13 protein-coding genes are annotated in these 17,812 nt (G+C 32.0%); 2 read left to right on the top strand and 11 right to left on the bottom strand.

The window, feature by feature from the left end; translation table 11 throughout:
• Positions 1–6: 6 nt before the first annotated feature.
• The 7 genes from urtD to gyrA all read right to left on the bottom strand — a co-directional run bounded on the left by urtD (position 7) and on the right by gyrA (position 10,189).
• A complete protein-coding gene (urtD, locus tag ACY2IJ_RS11220) occupies positions 7–765 on the bottom strand; it encodes an urea ABC transporter ATP-binding protein UrtD (protein ID WP_476724460.1) in 759 nt (252 codons plus the stop codon).
• 12 nt (positions 766–777) lie between these two features.
• Positions 778–1,833: an urea ABC transporter permease subunit UrtC gene (urtC, locus tag ACY2IJ_RS11215; RefSeq protein WP_476724459.1), complete on the bottom strand. Its 1,056-nt coding sequence runs from the start codon at positions 1,831–1,833 to the stop codon at positions 778–780.
• Between the two features lie 18 nt (positions 1,834–1,851).
• Positions 1,852–3,465 carry an urea ABC transporter permease subunit UrtB gene (gene urtB / locus ACY2IJ_RS11210; RefSeq protein ID WP_476724458.1) on the bottom strand — a complete coding sequence of 538 codons (1,614 nt, stop codon included), beginning with the start codon at positions 3,463–3,465 and terminating at the stop codon, positions 1,852–1,854.
• A gap of 77 nt (positions 3,466–3,542) precedes the next feature.
• Positions 3,543–4,805: an urea ABC transporter substrate-binding protein gene (gene urtA, locus ACY2IJ_RS11205; protein ID WP_476724456.1), complete on the bottom strand. Its 1,263-nt coding sequence runs from the start codon at positions 4,803–4,805 to the stop codon at positions 3,543–3,545.
• A gap of 24 nt (positions 4,806–4,829) precedes the next feature.
• The gene (locus ACY2IJ_RS11200; RefSeq protein ID WP_476724455.1) at positions 4,830–6,101 is read right to left on the bottom strand and encodes a hypothetical protein; all 1,272 of its coding nucleotides are present in this window, start codon (positions 6,099–6,101) and stop codon (positions 4,830–4,832) included.
• A 335-nt stretch (positions 6,102–6,436) separates the two neighbouring features.
• Positions 6,437–7,657 carry a tetratricopeptide repeat protein gene (locus ACY2IJ_RS11195; protein ID WP_476724454.1) on the bottom strand — a complete coding sequence of 407 codons (1,221 nt, stop codon included), beginning with the start codon at positions 7,655–7,657 and terminating at the stop codon, positions 6,437–6,439.
• Positions 7,658–7,669: 12 nt separating this feature from the next.
• The gene (gene gyrA, locus ACY2IJ_RS11190) at positions 7,670–10,189 is read right to left on the bottom strand and encodes a DNA gyrase subunit A (RefSeq protein WP_476724453.1); all 2,520 of its coding nucleotides are present in this window, start codon (positions 10,187–10,189) and stop codon (positions 7,670–7,672) included.
• A 289-nt stretch (positions 10,190–10,478) separates the two neighbouring features.
• Here gyrA and ACY2IJ_RS11185 point away from each other — a divergent pair, with 289 nt between their 5' ends.
• A complete protein-coding gene (locus ACY2IJ_RS11185; RefSeq protein WP_476724452.1) occupies positions 10,479–13,043 on the top strand; it encodes an ATP-dependent Clp protease ATP-binding subunit in 2,565 nt (854 codons plus the stop codon).
• Between the two features lie 56 nt (positions 13,044–13,099).
• On the opposite strand, the gene ACY2IJ_RS11180 is transcribed toward ACY2IJ_RS11185, so the two are convergent.
• From ACY2IJ_RS11180 to ACY2IJ_RS11165, 4 genes are all read right to left on the bottom strand, one after another.
• On the bottom strand, positions 13,100–13,930 hold the full coding sequence (locus tag ACY2IJ_RS11180) for an IS3 family transposase (RefSeq protein ID WP_476726559.1): 831 nt from the start codon (positions 13,928–13,930) through the stop codon (positions 13,100–13,102).
• Positions 13,931–13,932: 2 nt separating this feature from the next.
• Positions 13,933–14,442, bottom strand: a complete 510-nt coding sequence (locus tag ACY2IJ_RS11175; RefSeq protein WP_476724451.1) for a transposase — start codon at positions 14,440–14,442, stop codon at positions 13,933–13,935.
• Between the two features lie 78 nt (positions 14,443–14,520).
• Positions 14,521–16,065: a glycine--tRNA ligase gene (locus ACY2IJ_RS11170; protein ID WP_476724450.1), complete on the bottom strand. Its 1,545-nt coding sequence runs from the start codon at positions 16,063–16,065 to the stop codon at positions 14,521–14,523.
• A gap of 63 nt (positions 16,066–16,128) precedes the next feature.
• The gene (locus tag ACY2IJ_RS11165; protein WP_476724449.1) at positions 16,129–17,040 is read right to left on the bottom strand and encodes a hypothetical protein; all 912 of its coding nucleotides are present in this window, start codon (positions 17,038–17,040) and stop codon (positions 16,129–16,131) included.
• A gap of 65 nt (positions 17,041–17,105) precedes the next feature.
• On the opposite strand from ACY2IJ_RS11165, the gene ACY2IJ_RS11160 reads away from it, so the two are divergent.
• On the top strand, positions 17,106–17,792 hold the full coding sequence (locus ACY2IJ_RS11160) for a ComF family protein (RefSeq protein ID WP_476724448.1): 687 nt from the start codon (positions 17,106–17,108) through the stop codon (positions 17,790–17,792).
• Positions 17,793–17,812 lie beyond the last annotated feature (20 nt).

Here is a 17,812-nt window from a genome sequence, read left to right as displayed (position 1 = left end):
GCATTTTTATGAATGTGCTTTTTGTTGTGCAGAATTTGCACTACCTAAATAACAATCTATCACCTCTTGATTGTTTCTTACTTCTTGAAAAGTTCCTTCTGTTAACATTTGACCACGTACCAAAACACTTACTTTTTCTATGGCAATTTGTTCCACAAACTTCATGTCGTGCTCTATTACAATTACGCTGTGTTTTTTACTTAAATCGCACAATAAGTTCCCAGTTTTTTCTGCTTCTACATCAGACATTCCGGCTGCGGGTTCATCAATCAACATTAATTCAGAATCTTGCAACATGACAATGGCAATTTCTAACCATTGTTTTTTTCCATGTGATAAACTTCCGGCAATCATGGTTAAATCATTCACCAATCCTACTTTTTCTGCCACTTCCATAATTCTATCTTTATCATAAGAAGCTAGCTTGTAAAAATAAGACGTAAATACATCTTTGGGACCATCTAATCCTAATAGCAAATTATCATAAACGGTTAATCCTGAAAAGATAGATGGTTTTTGGAATTTTCTTCCCACTCCCAACTTGGCAATTTCTACCTCTTTTCTACCTAATAATTCCAATCCTTTAAACTTTACGCTTCCTTGTTGTGGTTTTGTTTTTCCACAAACTATATCCATAAAAGTAGATTTACCAGCACCGTTAGGACCAATAATTACTCTTAATTCGTTTTTTCTTATAGAGAAAGTATCTAGGTTTAAGGCAACCAAACCACCAAAGGATACTTTTAAATCTTTTACTTCTAACATTGCTTTTCCTTTTTATGCAGTTTTTACAAACATACTGTTCAACTTCTCTTTCATTTGATCTACCAAGCCAACAATTCCTTTAGGCAAATACAATACTGTAATTACAAACAGTCCTCCTAAGATGTACAACCAAGAACTTGGCAATACGGTGGTAAACACGCTGTACATTAGGTTTAAAACTAAGGCTCCAACAACAGCTCCTTTTAGTTTACCTCTACCTCCTAATGCTACCCAAATAATCATTTCTATAGAAGCTTGAACGTCCATTCTACCCGGAGTAATAATTCCTGTTTGTGGCATGTACAACATTCCTCCTACAGCAGCAATCATGGCACCAATCATAAAAATAGCTACACTATAATGGGTTACTTTGTATTTGGTAAAACGCATTCTAGATTCACTATCTCTAATAGCAACCAATGCTTTTCCAAATTTTGAATTGACCAAACCGTGGCAATACCAATACACCAATCCTAAAGAAATTAAACTAAAGATATACAACCCAAACTTTACTGAGTTCTCTCTTAAATCTAGACCTAAAAAGAATTTAAAATCTGTTAATCCATTGGTTCCTCCTAACATGGTTTCGTTTCTACTAAACAATAAAAACATAGCCAAAGCAATAGCTTGAGTAATAATGGCAAAATAAACTCCTTTGATACGTTTTCTAAAAACAAAGTAGCCTAAGATTCCAGCAAACACTCCTGGAACTAAAATTGACAAGACCAAAGCGTATGAAAAATTATCGAAAGGCACCCAAAAGAAAGGTAATTCTGTAACTTGATTCCAAACCATAAAGCTTGGTAAAACCTGTCCTTCTGGCAAATTACTTAAGGTCATGTACATTCCCATTCCGTATGCTCCCATACAAAAAAACAAAGCTTGAGTCATACTTAAAATTCCTGTATAGCCCCAAATTAAATCAACTCCTAAAGCGGCAATGGCTAAACAAAAATATCGTCCCCAAAGTGTTAGTGTGTTAATTGGAATTAAACCTGTGAAATATCCTATTGGAAATACCAGCGCAAACACCAGTATAAAAATTATATATATTTTATTTTTAAACATTTTTCTACCTTTTAAAAATTAATCATCACTATGTCTTCCTTTATCAGGAAACAGTCCTTTGGGTTTGTATTGCAAGAAGAAGAAAATGATTAGCAATAAAATTACTTTACCATACACTGCTTCGTAAAAGAATTCAAAAACTTTAGAAAGCACTCCTAATCCTAATGCAGAAATAATAGTTCCTATTAATTTTCCAACCCCTCCAACAACTACTACTAAAAAGGAATCTACAATATAGGTTTGTCCCATGTTAGGTACTACGTTTCCTATTAAAGTCATAGCACAACCTGCAACTCCTGCCAAACCAGAACCTAAGAAAAAGGTTAAAGAATCTATTCTTTTTACAGAAACTCCCAAACTTGCACTCATGTCTCTGTTTTGAGTTACCGCTCTAATTTTTAATCCTAATTTTGATTTGAAAAACACAAAATAGGTAAGCAATACCATCACTAATGTTAGTCCAATGATGAACAACCTGTTGTATGGCAACATTAAACCTTGAGTTACATTGATTCCTCCTGATAAAATTTCTGGACTTTTAACCGCTGTAACATCTCCAAAAATGGTTCTAGCTAACTGAATTAGAATCAAACTAACTCCCCAAGTTCCTAACAAACTTTCAAGAGGTCTACTGTACAAATAACGAATGACTAGTTTTTCTACTAAAAGCCCAAATAATCCTGAAACGACAAACGATATAGGTAAAGACACCCAAAAAAACCAATCGAACCATGACTCTGGCAAAAACCCAATAAAAAATTGCTGTACACTAAAAGCTGTGTAAGCTCCAATCATTACAAATTCACCGTGACTCATATTTATAACTCCTCCTAATCCGTAAATAATAGAAAGTCCTAAAGCCACCAATAATAAAATACTACCTAAACTAATACCGCTAAATAAATTCTGAATAACATTGATTGTTTTTTCTCTTGATTCAATATTTTCTATTATTTTTTCAGCTCTTTTTTTTCCTTCTACATTTGTGTTTTCCTTTAATGCTACATAATCCGAAAGAGGATCTAACATATGCACATTCATGTTTTCTTCTAACTCGCTTAGCACTTTGTTTTGCAAAGCTGCATTGTTACTACGCAACCAAATGCTATAAATAGCTTCATCTGCAGCCAGTAAAACTTCTTTATCTTCTTCATGTATTTTAAGAGAGGTTAAAAAATCAACATCACTTAAAACACCTGTAGTTTTAAAACTTCTAAACGACATTTCTCGAACACTTTTATTAGGATGTACTAAGTTTACCTTTTTGGCTAGCACATTAAATTTGGTTCTAATGTTTCTTGGAAAATTTACTTCTGATAGTTTTTCTTCTTGAACACTTATGGTTTCCAATTTTGGATAAACAGAATAATACAAAGTATCTCCAGGAAATTTTGTAACCGCAGTTCCTTTGTAGACAAACAACCTTTTATCTACAATAGCTGAAATTAAGGGGTAGGTAGCTATATCATCATTTGTTACTAAACAAGTAGCAACTTCTTTTAATCGGGTTGCATCTTTGTGTAAAAGAACATTTACACATGTATCTAACGGTATGCTGTAAGACTCAACTTCTTGAGCCCATCCTATAGCAACCATTAAAAATGCAACAAAAATGGAAATTTTATTCTTCATATTTCTTCTGTTATAATTCACCAAAAAAGAAAAACCAATCGATTTTATAAAAAACCGATTGGTTTTTAGTTGTTTATTTACTTAGCGTACTGACTAAAAGGCTCTGGAACAACCAAACCTTTAGATTCAGAAATGATGTCAAATTGACCATCAGCTCTAATCTCACCAATCAACACGGGTTTAGATAAGTGATGATTAGATTCATGCATTTGTACTTCTCCACCAGGAACGTTTAATTTTAAACCTCCTAAAGCTTCTATTACTTTTTCTACATCTGTGCTTTGTGCTTTTTCTATAGCTGCTTTGTATAAATACACTCCCGCATAAGACCAGTGAATTGGATCATCTGTAACACGATCTTTACCTCCTGGTAAGCCATTCTTTTCACAGTAATTTTTAAACTTTTCTACAAACTTGTAGTTTTCTGCTGTTTTAATAGATTCATAATAATTCCACGCTGCTAAGTGTCCTACTAAAAACTCAGTATCCATCGCTCTTAATTCATCTTCTGCTACAGAAAAGGCCATAATTGGACAAGTAGTTGCAGACAAACCTTGATTTGCAAATTCTTTGTAAAAAGGAACATTACTATCTCCGTTTACTGTACTTAACACACATGCATCTCCAGAAGAAGCAAATCTTTTAATTTTAGAAACAATAGTTTGGTAATCTTGATGGTGAAATGGAGTGTATTCTTCTATAATATTTTCAGCAGGAACTCCTTGAGCTAATAAATAATTTTTTAAGATTTTGTTTGCTGTACGAGGAAATACATAATCGGTACCTATTAAATAGAATTTTTTATAGCTTCCTCCATCTTCGCTCATTAAATATTCTGCAGCAGGAATTAATTGTTGATTTGGTGTTGCTCCTGTATAAATAATGTTTGGCGATTGTTCTTGTCCTTCGTACTGTACAGGGTAAAATAACAATCCTTTGTACTCTTCGTAAACAGGTAAAACAGATTTACGCGATACAGATGTCCAACATCCAAAAGTTACATCTACCTTGTCTTTGGTTAACAATTCTTTTGCTTTTTCTGCAAACAAATCCCAGTCTGATGCTGGATCTACAATTACAGGTTCTAATTTTTTTCCTAAAACCCCTCCTGCTTCGTTAATTTCATCAATAGCCATTAACACTACATCTTTTAAAGACACTTCTGAAATTGCCATGGTTCCACTTAACGAGTGTAGAATTCCAACTTTTATAGTTTCACTAGTTTCAGCAGCTTTTTCTGTACTCTTTTCTTTTTTAGGTCCACAACTTGTAAATAGCATTGCTACAGCAAATACCGCTAGCGCTAAGAAATTTCTCTTTTTAAATTTTAAATTTTTCATATGATTGTTATTTTAGTTTTCTTGTTAAAAAATAAATAATTGTACTTGCAACCAAAGTTGACCGTATGTTTTTGTTTGATCATTTAAGTTGATGTCTTGAAATGTTTTGGTGGTAGATGTGTATGACAATCTTAAGTTGGTATTGTATCCATTAAACCAGTAGTTTAATCCTCCTCCTAAAACTGTTGTGGTGTTATATTTATCAAAATCACTTGTAGAAACCCCTCCTGTTTGCTGATCTTCTGAATTCATGTCTTGTTTTTCATAACGAATCCAAGGTTGTAATTTTGTGTCTTTAAAGTAGTATCCTAATTCTAAATATTGTGTTCCTTGTGTAGGAATCATATCTGCAAACGTATACTTATCTGTTAAATCGTTACCTCCTGTTAAATAAGAGTACGCACCATTTAAAGTAATAGATCCTAAATCTCCAGCAGGCATGTCTAAAAAGACATCTCCACCAATTGCAGTGTAACTTCCCTGCGTATCTACACCTGCACCAATAGATAATGTTTTACCATTTCCTAAGTTGGTTCCAGAATAATAGAACGATTTGTCTTTATCAAACACGTTGTATACCAATCTACCTACGGTTCTTATAGGAGATTCGTCTGCTCCTGCAAAAGACGTTCTACCAGAAAAGAATCCTAAACGGTATTCTAATTTTTCATTAACCAAGAAACCTCTAAAATTCACCCCTAAATCACGACCTAAATTGTTTTGAAGTGGGCTGTCTGGATGTAAATTATACGGATATTGATAATACGTAAAATCATTAGCCATTAAACTAGCAGCACCTTGCAACCCATTTCTGTTATGAGACACTAATTGCAAACCACCAATTACAGAAAACTGATCGCTAAAAACATGCTCGTACTGTGCATCTAAAATCATAGGAGTTACTCTAATGCTTTTACTCCCTCCGTTATTTGCTCCATTCACAAATGTTGTCAATTCGGTTTCCATAAAGAAATTACCTTTTTTAGACAATTGAGCTCCTATTAAAACTCTACCTCTATAGACTGTAAAATCAGAACTCCATTCACTGGCATCTGATAATGCTGGATTTCCTCCAAAAGCATATCCTTTTTGCTCAGCTCCTGCAAACATGTGAATAATACCTCCCACATGTATAGAGGGTTTAAATACTTCTTCTTTTTTAATGGTATCCATCAATGTTTCTTTTGGTGGATTTTGATAACTGACCGCTGAGTTAATTTTAGGCGATGTTCCTGCCATTGCCACGGATGTTGTAAAAATCCCAATTCCGATTAATAATGAATTTAACGTTTTCATAAGTTTATAGTTAAGTGTTGATTATTTAAAATACTTAAGTATTAATTTTTAAATACCTAAATTACTTACGTATACAAATCTATAATTTTAATAAAAACAACCATGAATTTTTTATTAAAAAGCGATTAAAACATAGATTAAACCTACGCAAAACATAAAAAAAACTACTATAAAACAGTTTTATACACTTTACGTAAAAATACCTAAGTAAAAACTTATCTAAAAAAGAAAACACTCCGTATGTATAATAAGAATTAGCTCATCAAAACTTAAAAACAAGCCATAAAAAAAAGCCCAATCAAAAAGATTGGGCTTTGAATTTTTATAAAGACAATTTATTTTAAAGCTGCTGCTTTGTCTTTTTGCTCTGTAGCATTATACAAATTAATTAATGCTGCTTTTATACCTTCTGATGGTTTTAACTCATAAGCTTTTTCAAAAGCAGGAATTGCTTTAAGATACATATCATTTAATTTTTTACTAATTTCTGCATGTTTCTTTTTATTCCTAAGGTTTTCATTTAACTCATCAATAATAGCTTGTTCTTCAGACATAATAACCAATGCTTTGTTTATATAAGCACCAGAATAATTAGGATCTACCTCAATAGCCTTATCATATGCCTTTATAGATTCTTCTCTATTACCTAGTTCTTGATGAACAATTCCTAAGTTAATTAACAAATCTCTACTTTCTGGTTTTAACTCCAACAAAGCTTCTAAAGCTTTTAAATACGCTTTTTTATCTCCCGTTTTTGCGACAACAGTAGCATAATCCTCTACAAATTTTGGATTTTTAGGAAACTCCTTTTTTGCTTGTTCTAATAAACTTAAAGCTTTTTGGTATTGCTCTTTTTTATCATATATTCTAACCAATATATTATAATAGTCTACACGAACCTTAGATTCAATTTTAACATCCTTTGGTTTTTCATGAGTTTTTTGCTGAATAGCTTTATCTCTTTCAGACTTCTTAAAAAACTCATTTTCTCTTTTGGTATATTTATTCGTAGCATTATAAGATATATTTGCAGTGTCTAACTTTAACATTTTTTCTGTTAGCTCTACTACTTTATCTTTATTTTTTGCATTTTGATAACTATACAAAGTCAACGTTAAAATATCTCTTCTTTCAGGATATATTTCAGAATAGATTTCATACGTTTTAGCAGCTGCATTAAAATTATTTTTAGACAATGCATCTGCTATTGTAGAGAAATAATAATCATTAATAATTTTAATATAACTAATTGATTTGTCTGAATATTTGGCTTTTTCTAATCCTAGCTCTGTATCTAAAACTTTATTAAAAAATTTAGCTGCATTGGGAAAATTTTTCTTGTTGTTTTTACCAAATGCATTTTTTCCATACAAAAAATACAAATAAGACTCATATTCTGTTCCTTTCGCTTTAGAATCTATTGCTTTTAATTGATTCGTAGCTTGGCTAAACTTTCCTGAGTTAATTAATTTTTCAATTTTTTTTAATTCTTTTTTCTGCCCTAATACAGAAAAAGCAATTAAAAATACTAGCGTAAAGCTGCATACTCTTTTCATCTGATTTTATTTTTATTCTTGATTAGTCTCTGTTGTTTCATTATCAGCCCCATCAACAACTCCTCCAGTTTCTTCTACCACATCTACTTCTTCATCGTCTTTCATTACTTTAGCGACAGCAGCAATAGAATCAGAATCTTTAATATTAATCAATTTAACTCCTTGTGTTGCTCTACCCATTACACGTAGTTGATCAACTTCCATTCTAATCGTAATTCCAGATTTATTGATAATCATTAAATCATCATCATTGGTTACGTTTTTAATAGCTACTAACTCTCCCGTTTTCTCAGAAATGTTTAGAGTCTTAACTCCTTTACCACCTCTATTGGTAATACGGTAATCTTCTAAACTAGATCGTTTTCCATATCCTTTTTCAGAAACCACAAGAACATCGCTTTCCATATCGTCTACAGCAATCATCCCAACAACTTCATCGTTCTCATCGGCAAGAGTAATTCCTCTTACTCCTGATGCTGTTCTACCCATTGGACGAGTTTTTTCTTCTTCAAAACGAATGGTTTTACCAGATTTAACCGCTAACATTACCTGACTATTTCCGTTGGTTAATTTAGCTTCTAGTAATTCATCTTCTTCTTTAATAGTTATGGCTTGAACTCCATTTGTTCTAGGTCTAGAGTATTGCTCTAAAGAGGTCTTTTTTACCTGACCTTTTTTAGTAGCCATAATCACATAATGACTATTGATGTAATCTTCGTCTTTTAAGTCTTGAGTTACTAAAAATGCTTTTACTTTATCGTCGTTTTCTATATTGATTAAGTTTTGTAACGCTCTACCTTTAGACACTTTGGTTCCTTCTGGAATTTCATACACACGCATCCAAAATACTTTTCCTTTTTGTGTAAAGAACATCATGTATTGGTGGTTGGTTCCAACAAATAAATGTTCTAAGAAATCTTCATTTCTTGTCGCAACTCCTTTTTGTCCTTTACCACCTCTATTCTGTGTTTTATATTCTGATAATGGTGTACGTTTTACATATCCTGCGTGAGAAATAGTTACTACTACTTTAGAGTCTGGAATCATGTCTTCAATTCTCATATCTCCACCTCCGTACTCAATTATAGAACGTCTTTCGTCACCATATTTTTCTTTAATGGCAATCAATTCGTTCTTTATAATTTCCATTCTTCTTGGCTCGTTAGCCAAAATATCTTTTAAGTCTGTAATTAACAACATGATTTCCTCATACTCAGAACGCAATTTATCTTGTTCCAATCCTGTTAATTGACGTAAACGCATTTCTACAATAGCTTTTGCTTGAATTTCTGTCAATTCAAAACGAGCCATTAATTTTTCTCTAGCTTCATCTCCGTTTTTAGACCCTCTTATAATGGCAATTACTTCATCTATGTTGTCAGATGCAATAATCAATCCTTCTAAAATATGAGCTCTTGCTTCCGCTTTCTTTAAATCAAACTCTGTTCTACGAGTTACAACCTCATGTCTATGCTCAACAAAATAATGAATTAAGTCTTTTAAGTTTAACATTTCTGGTTTACCATTTACCAAAGCAATGTTGTTTACACTAAAAGATGTTTGTAAAGACGTGTATTTATAAAGTTTGTTTAAAACAATATTTGGAATAGCATCTTTCTTTAATACATATACAACTCTCATCCCTTTACGGTCAGATTCATCGCGTATATTGGCAATTCCTTCTAATTTTTTATCATTAACTAACTCTGCAGTTTTTTTAATCATTTCTGCTTTGTTCACCAAATAAGGAATTTCGGTAACTACAATACAATCTCTACCTTTAACTTCTTCAAAGCTAGCTTTAGCACGTAGTACAATTCTTCCTCTTCCTGTATGGAAAGCATCTTTTACTCCTTCGTAACCATATATAGTTCCTCCAGTAGGAAAATCAGGTGCTTTAATATATTCCATCAAACCATCAATATCAATATCTCTATTGTCTATATAGGCTGTTATTCCATTTATAACCTCTGTTAAATTGTGAGGTGCCATGTTAGTTGCCATACCTACAGCAATACCAGAAGCTCCGTTTACTAATAAATTAGGAATACGTGTAGGTAAAACTGTTGGTTCGTTTAGTGTATCATCAAAGTTTAACTTGTAATCTATAGTTTCCTTTTCAATATCTGATAACATTTCTTCAGATATCTTTTGCATACGAACCTCTGTATAACGCATTGCTGCCGGACTATCACCATCAACAGACCCAAAGTTCCCTTGTCCATCTACCATCATATAACGCACACTCCAATCTTGAGCCATACGTACCATTGAGTCATATACTGATGTATCTCCATGTGGGTGATACTTTCCTAATACCTCTCCTACTACTCTTGCAGATTTTTTATAAGCTCCAGTTGATTTAATTCCCAACTCATGCATACCAAAAAGTACACGTCTGTGTACAGGCTTTAATCCATCTCTAACATCTGGCAAGGCACGTGACACAATTACAGACATTGAATAATCAATATACGCAGATTTCATCTGCTCTTCTATATTAATTGGAATCAGCTTTTCTCCTTCAATCATGTATATTATTCTTAAGTTATTTTTATATTATCAACATAGCAATTTACATCTTTTCATTGGTTTTACAAGTGCTACAGCTTCCTAATTTAAATATAAGTTATTAACAAAAAAACGACTATGTACTTAAATAAAAAACTGTTTTAACACCACAAACACCATTTAACAAACTGATAAACAATATTTTAAAAACAAGACAAAATGACTTTCATTAACAATGGCAGGTTATTTGTAAATTATATAAAAAAAATCTACTAAATTTACGTAGAACCTAATCTTAAAAAGAGAGCATATGGATGATAATTTCTCACAAGAAGTAAAAGATGTGATTGGTTTCAGTAAGGAAGAGGCTATCAGACTAGGTCATGACTTTATTGGTACAGAGCATTTACTGCTAGGTATTATTAGAAATCAAGCTAGTAAAGCAAATGATATGTTAATTGCACTGGATGTAAACCTGGGGCTTTTAAAACGAAAAATAGAAACGTTACACCCTATTTCTAGCTTACCAATTCCAGCTGGTGAAAGAAAAAACCTTCACCTAACAAAACAAGCTGAAAAAGCTTTAAAATCAACATTCTTAGAAGCAAGACTTTACAACAGTACCACTGTAGATACAGCCCTTCTATTGTTATGTATTTTACGAAATGACAATGACCCTATAACTAAAATTTTGGACAAACTACACATTACATACAACGATGTTAAATCGTTATACAAACAGTTAAGTCAAGGCGATGATGATGGACATGATGAATTAGAAGATACTTTTGAACAACCTACAAACGAAAGTTCTCAAGATTTTTCTGGAGCAAACTCTGGTGCTTTTGAAAGAAGTCAATCTCAACAAAGCAATCAAAACAAAAAATCTAAAACTCCTGTTTTAGATAATTTTGGTCGTGATTTGACTTTTTTAGCCGAAACGGACAAATTAGATCCTGTAGTGGGTCGAAATGAGGAAATTGAGCGTGTTTCTCAAATTCTAAGCAGACGTAAAAAAAACAACCCTATGTTAATTGGAGAACCTGGTGTTGGTAAATCTGCCATAGCAGAGGGGTTGGCTTTAAGAATTGTACAACGTAAAGTATCTAGAATTCTTTTTAACAAACGTGTAGTTTCTTTAGATTTAGCAAGTTTAGTTGCTGGCACAAAATACAGAGGTCAGTTTGAAGAAAGAATGAAAGCCTTAATGAATGAGCTAGAAAAAAACGATGATATTATTTTATTTATTGATGAAATACATACCATTGTTGGAGCTGGAGGTGCTACAGGATCTTTAGATGCCTCTAACATGTTAAAACCCGCTCTAGCAAGAGGAGAAATTCAATGTATTGGTGCAACCACTTTAGATGAATATCGTCAAAATATTGAAAAAGATGGGGCTTTAGAAAGACGTTTCCAAAAAGTAATTGTGGAACCTACTTCTGAAGAAGAAACTATTCAAATTTTGCATAACATTAAAGGTAAATATGAAGATCATCACAATGTAACCTTTACAGATGATGCCATTGTAGCTTGTGTAAAATTAACAAATCGTTACATGACCGATCGTTTTTTACCAGACAAAGCTATTGATGCTTTAGACGAAGCTGGATCTAGAATTCACATTACTAACATTGTAGTACCTAAACAAATTATTAAACTAGAGGCCGAATTAGAAAACATTAGAGAAAATAAAACAAAAGCAGTTAACGGTCAAAAATACGAAGAGGCAGCTAAGTTACGTGATGATGAAAAAAACATGGAAGCTGCCTTAGCATCTGCTCAACAACAATGGGAAGAAGCTTCTAAGGCAAACAGAGAAACTGTAACAGAAGAAAATGTTGCCGAAGTAGTTTCTATGATGACTGGAATTCCTGTTAACAGAGTTGCAGAAGCAGAAAGTAACAAGCTAAAAGACTTACCAGAAACCATTAAAGGAAAAGTTATTGGACAAGATGAAGCGGTTGCAAAAGTTATTAAAGCCATACAACGTAATCGTGTAGGATTAAAAGATCCTAACAAACCAATTGGTTCTTTTATTTTCTTAGGACAAACAGGTGTTGGAAAAACACAATTGGCTAAAATTTTAGCCACAGAAATGTTTGACTCTGACGATGCGCTAATTCGTATAGATATGAGTGAATACATGGAAAAGTTTGCCATTTCTAGATTGGTAGGTGCACCTCCTGGTTATGTAGGCTATGAAGAAGGAGGACAACTAACAGAAAAAGTTAGAAGAAAACCATATTCAATTGTATTGCTTGATGAAATTGAAAAAGCACACCCTGATGTTTTTAACATGTTATTACAAATCTTAGATGATGGTTATGTTACTGATAGTTTAGGTCGTAAAATTGATTTTAGAAATACTATTATTATTATGACTTCTAATATTGGAGCACGACAAGTAAAAGATTTTGGTGCAGGTGTTGGTTTTGGAACTGCTTCTAAAAAAGCTCAGGCCAATGAACACATTAAGAGTGTTATAGAAGGAGCCTTAAAAAAATCTTTTGCTCCTGAATTCTTAAACAGAATTGATGATGTTATTCTGTTTAATGCTTTAGAAAGAGAAGACATTCATAAAATTATTGACATTGAATTGTCTAAATTAACAAAACGCATTAGCGGTTTAGGATACACTTTAGTTTTAAGTGATGAAGCTAAAGATTACATCGCCGAAAAAGGATTCGATCAAAAATACGGTGCTAGACCTTTAAAAAGAGCCATTCAAAAATATATAGAAGATGCTTTAGCTGAAGAAATAGTAAATTCTAATTTAAATGATGGCGATATTATTCATATGAATCTTGACAAAGAAAAAAATGAATTAACCGTTAATATAGAACAACAAAAAAATTCAGAAATTAAAGAATAACAAATAAAAAAGGAGCTAAACATGGACAGCCCCCAAAAAGTTGGACAGTTAAAAAATTAATTATTGATATGAGCTCGATATTTTATCGGGCTCATTCCATTTAAAGCTACTGATATTCTATCATTATTATAATAGCAAATATATTCATTAATTTCCTTTTCTAATTGCTCAATCGAGTTCCATTGTTTTAGATAAAACAGCTCAGATTTTAAAGTTCCAAAGAAATTTTCAATAATAGCATTATCTAAACAATTCCCTTTTCTAGACATACTTTGAATCATCTTGTTCTTTTTTAAGATATTCTGATATTTTTCCATTTGATATTGCCATCCTTGATCCGAATGTAATAACACATTTGCTGCTTTATACTTTTTAAAAGCTTTCCCCAGCATTTGAGTTATTTGTCTAAAATTAGGACTCCTAGAAATTTGATAACTAATGATTTCTCTACTACATAAATCAATAATTGGAGACAAATAAAGTTTTTGACCTTTAACTTTAAACTCTGTAATATCTGTAGCCCATTTTTGATTGGTTTTAGAAGCCTTAAAATTCCGTTTAAGTATATTGGGAACTATTTTACCTTGACTTCCTCTGTAAGAACGATACTTTTTAACTCTAATCAAAGATTTTAACCCCATGGACTTCATTAGTCTTAATACTGTTTTATGATTGATGATAATCCCTCTGTTGTTTAGTACTAAAGTGATTCTTCTATAACCATACCTACCTTTGTGTTGATGGTAGATTTGAGTAATAAACCTTTTTATAGATTCATATTTATCAGGCTCTTTACTTTTTTGTAAATGATAATAAAAACTACTTCTAGCCATCTTTGCATGATGTAACAATACCGACAAATCATGCTTATGCCTTAACTCATTTATGACTATTGCTTTTTCTCTCTGGCTTGAGCTAAGGCTTGTAACTTTTTTAGCAAATCAAGTTCTGCTTTTAAAGATTGATTCTCTTTTAAAAGTTTTTCTTCTCTAGTTAATGGTATAGATTTATTTTTTCTAGACTTGGGTTTCATTCCGATAGGTCTTCCTTTAGGTTGATTTTTAAGACCTTTCAAACCTAAGGATTTATATCTTCTTTGCCAATTAATAATACTAGCACCACTTCCAATATCAAATAGAATACATGCTTGCTCTAACGAAAGATGTTCTTTTTCTATTCGTTGTAAAACATCAAGTTTAAATGATGATGTATATTGTTTATTTATCTTTGGTAACAAACCTTGAACTCCTTTGTGTTCATATTGCCTACACCAAAGAGAAAGAAGAGAACTATCAAAACCTAGCTCTTTACTCAAACTAGTTATAGAGTGTTCTCCTTTAAGAACCAACCTTACACATTCTTGTTTAAAGCCTAATGTGTATTTTACTTTTCTAGACATAAAAATACCCCCAAATTGTGTCTAACATTTTGGGGGCACTCTAAAATGCTCACCTTTTTTTATGTGTAATTCTTACGATTATTTGGCTTTATTTAACCAAACTCCCATGTTTACTTCTGCATCTATTATCGATTTTAAATCGGCAATAGCTACACGTTTTTGTTCCATGGTATCTCTATGACGAATGGTTACCATATTGTCATCTTTCGTTTCGTAATCTACAGCAATACAGAATGGAGTTCCATTTGCATCTTGTCTACGGTAACGTTTACCAATGGCATCTTTTTCATCGTAAGTAACATTAAAATCAAACTTTAACGAATCAAAAATTTCTTTGGCTATTTCTGGCAACCCATCTTTTTTAACCAATGGTAAAATAGCAGCTTTGTTTGGAGCTACTACTGCTGGCAAACTCAACACAGTTCTAGAACTTCCGTCTTCTAAAACTTCTTCTTTTAAAGAGTTAGAGAATACTGCTAAAAACAATCTATCTAATCCTACAGAAGTTTCTACTACGTAAGGAGTATAACTTTCGTTGATTTCATTGTCGTAATATTGAATTTTCTTTCCAGAAAATTCTTGATGTGCTTTTAAATCAAAATCTGTTCTTGAATGAATTCCTTCCAATTCTTTAAATCCAAAAGGGAATTTAAACTCTATATCTGCAGCAGCATCGGCATAATGAGCCAACTTATCATGGTCATGGAAACGGTAATTATCCATTCCTAAACCTAAAGACAAATGCCATTTTAAACGAGATTCTTTCCAAGCCTCATACCATTCTTTTTGAGTACCAGGACGTACAAAAAATTGCATTTCCATTTGTTCAAATTCACGCTGACGGAAAATAAACTGACGAGCTACAATTTCGTTACGGAACGCTTTTCCTGTTTGTGCAATACCAAAAGGAATTTTCATTCTTCCTGTTTTTTGCACGTTTAAAAAGTTCACAAAAATACCTTGTGCTGTTTCTGGTCGTAAATACAAATCGGTAGCATGTTCTGCAGAAGCTCCTAATTTTGTACCAAACATTAAGTTGAATTGTTTTACTTCTGTCCAGTTTTTAGAACCTGACAACGGACAAGAAATTCCTAATTCTTCTATCAAAGCTTTTACATCGGCCAAATCTTCATTTTCTAAAGATTTTCCCATTCTTGCCAAAATAGCTGCCCCTTTTTCTTTGTATTCTAATACACGAGGATTGGTAGCTAAAAATTGTTCCTTATCAAAAGCATCACCAAAACGTTTTTCTGCTTTTTTAACTTCTTTTTCTATTTTATCATCGTACTTAGCAACGTAATCTTCTATTAAAACGTCGGCTCTGTATCTTTTTTTAGAATCTTTATTATCTATTAAAGGATCGTTAAAAGCATCTACATGGCCAGAAGCTTTCCAAGTGGTTGGATGCATGAATATTGCAGCATCTAGTCCTACAATATTATCGTGCATTTGTACCATGGCTTTCCACCAGTACTCACGTAAGTTTTTCTTTAACTCTACTCCGTTTTGTGCGTAATCATATACTGCACTCAACCCATCATAAATCTCACTAGATTGGAATACATATCCGTATTCTTTTGCGTGAGAAATAACCTTTTTAAATTGATCTTCTTGTTTTGCCATTGCGCAAAAATATAAAAGCTTTTTGTATTATAAATGTTCTGTTCTAAAAACTGTTTGTTTTATTTAAAAAACTCCTAAAAAACTATTTTTTAATTCAATAGATTCTTTAGCCAACAAACCATCGTTGCTATAAAATTCTAAGGTATAAATTCCTTTGTCTAAAGACACGTCTTGCAAAGATATAATATCACTTACCGGCATCGTTTCTCCGTTTAAAACTAAACGTGTTCCGTCTGTAAACTTTTTATTTACTCCATTGTATAAAAACTCTCCATTAGATTTTACAATTAAATTGTCTGAGTTTTTTAACACATAAAACACATCGCACTCTGTATTTTTTAAAGCTTTATTGTTTAACACATTGTATTTAACTTGTATTCCGTTGGCTTTTTTATATCTACTTGTAGTCTTAAATTCTCCTGATTTTTTTTCTTCAACAGCATATACCTCTACTTTAGAAATTTGAATTTTTGTAGCATCCGATAATTTTAAGGTCAATTCTTTAGTTTGAAGTTTTTCTGCATTCAATTCAGATTTGGTAACAGCAATAGTCACCATTAAACTATCGTTTAGTGTTTTTATAGAATCTAAACTTTTAAACAAAAGCTTGTTATTAACCTTTACCCCTTCTAAAGCAGCTCTTAATGTTTGTAAGGCTTTAAAACTATTTTCTTCGGATGAAGACAGTTTATTTTTTAACTGAGTTACCTCCTTTTTAGATTTTTCTAACTGTGTTCTAATCACTTTTAACTTATCATTAGCCTGATTAAAATCTTTGGTAATAGCTATATTTTGTTGCTGATTAGCTGTTAAATCTTTAATTGTTAGTTCTAAATCTTTTTCCAAAGCTTCTTTTTCTTTTAAAAGGTCTGCTTTGTAAACATTATTTTGTTTGTTAATTTTTGAAATATAGAACACAGCTCCTATTAAAATTAATATCAAAACTGCTATAATTATTTCTTTAATTTTTTTCATACAGTGCTTATTTTAAACGTTCACTTAATATTTTAAAAATATTGTTTATTTTTAAAATAAAAGCTATGAATCTCCTGAAAGATTTAAGAGATTTATTTGTACCTAATAGATGCTTACATTGTAAAACAATTATTCATAAACATCAAAAATTTTTATGTATCCCTTGTGCTTTGCAACTAAGTTATACTGGTTTTACAAATTATTCTCACAACCCATTAGAAAAATTGTTTTGGGGAAGGATAGACATACAACATGCTACCTCTTTATTTTTTTATTATAAAAAAAGTCCTATTCAAACTCTGTTAAAATCTTTAAAATATAAAGGTTTGCAAAGTTTTGGTACAGAAGCTGCAACTTCATTAATCTATGATTTGCAACGTACAGAAAGATTTTCATCAATAGATATGGTAATTCCAGTTCCTTTACACCCTAAAAAAGAAAGAAAAAGAGGGTACAATCAGGTAGATACATTTGGAAAAGCTATTGCCAAACATTTGAATGCCAAGTACGTTTCAAATGCACTCATCAAAACAAAACACAACAAATCTCAAACAAAGCAAAATAAAGAAGAAAGGCACAATAGCGTAAAACACATGTTTAAAGTAAACAACAAATACAATTTAAACGCGTTACATATTTTAATTGTAGATGATGTATTAACAACAGGTGCCACCCTAATGGCTTGTGCAAAAACACTAAAAAACGCATACAATGTTAACATCTCTATTATTACTATTGCTTGTGTAGTATAGTACAACAAAAAGTAGTTTCT

It is taken from the genome of Wenyingzhuangia gracilariae (assembly GCF_056387575.1).
This window is presented reverse-complemented; position numbering and strand designations above follow the sequence as displayed.

What these genes read in the sequence shown, in the direction of transcription:
- urtD (WP_476724460.1), bottom strand. Translation starts at nt 765, where the DNA reads ATGTTAGAAGTAAAAGATTTAAAAGTATCCTTTGGTGGTTTGGTTGCC.
- urtC (WP_476724459.1), bottom strand. Translation starts at nt 1,833, where the DNA reads ATGTTTAAAAATAAAATATATATAATTTTTATACTGGTGTTTGCGCTG.
- urtB (WP_476724458.1), bottom strand. Translation starts at nt 3,465, where the DNA reads ATGAAGAATAAAATTTCCATTTTTGTTGCATTTTTAATGGTTGCTATA.
- urtA (WP_476724456.1), bottom strand. Translation starts at nt 4,805, where the DNA reads ATGAAAAATTTAAAATTTAAAAAGAGAAATTTCTTAGCGCTAGCGGTA.
- ACY2IJ_RS11200 (WP_476724455.1), bottom strand. Translation starts at nt 6,101, where the DNA reads ATGAAAACGTTAAATTCATTATTAATCGGAATTGGGATTTTTACAACA.
- ACY2IJ_RS11195 (WP_476724454.1), bottom strand. Translation starts at nt 7,657, where the DNA reads ATGAAAAGAGTATGCAGCTTTACGCTAGTATTTTTAATTGCTTTTTCT.
- gyrA (WP_476724453.1), bottom strand. Translation starts at nt 10,189, where the DNA reads ATGATTGAAGGAGAAAAGCTGATTCCAATTAATATAGAAGAGCAGATG.
- ACY2IJ_RS11185 (WP_476724452.1), top strand. Translation starts at nt 10,479, where the DNA reads ATGGATGATAATTTCTCACAAGAAGTAAAAGATGTGATTGGTTTCAGT.
- ACY2IJ_RS11175 (WP_476724451.1), bottom strand. Translation starts at nt 14,442, where the DNA reads ATGTCTAGAAAAGTAAAATACACATTAGGCTTTAAACAAGAATGTGTA.
- ACY2IJ_RS11170 (WP_476724450.1), bottom strand. Translation starts at nt 16,065, where the DNA reads ATGGCAAAACAAGAAGATCAATTTAAAAAGGTTATTTCTCACGCAAAA.
- ACY2IJ_RS11165 (WP_476724449.1), bottom strand. Translation starts at nt 17,040, where the DNA reads ATGAAAAAAATTAAAGAAATAATTATAGCAGTTTTGATATTAATTTTA.
- ACY2IJ_RS11160 (WP_476724448.1), top strand. Translation starts at nt 17,106, where the DNA reads ATGAATCTCCTGAAAGATTTAAGAGATTTATTTGTACCTAATAGATGC.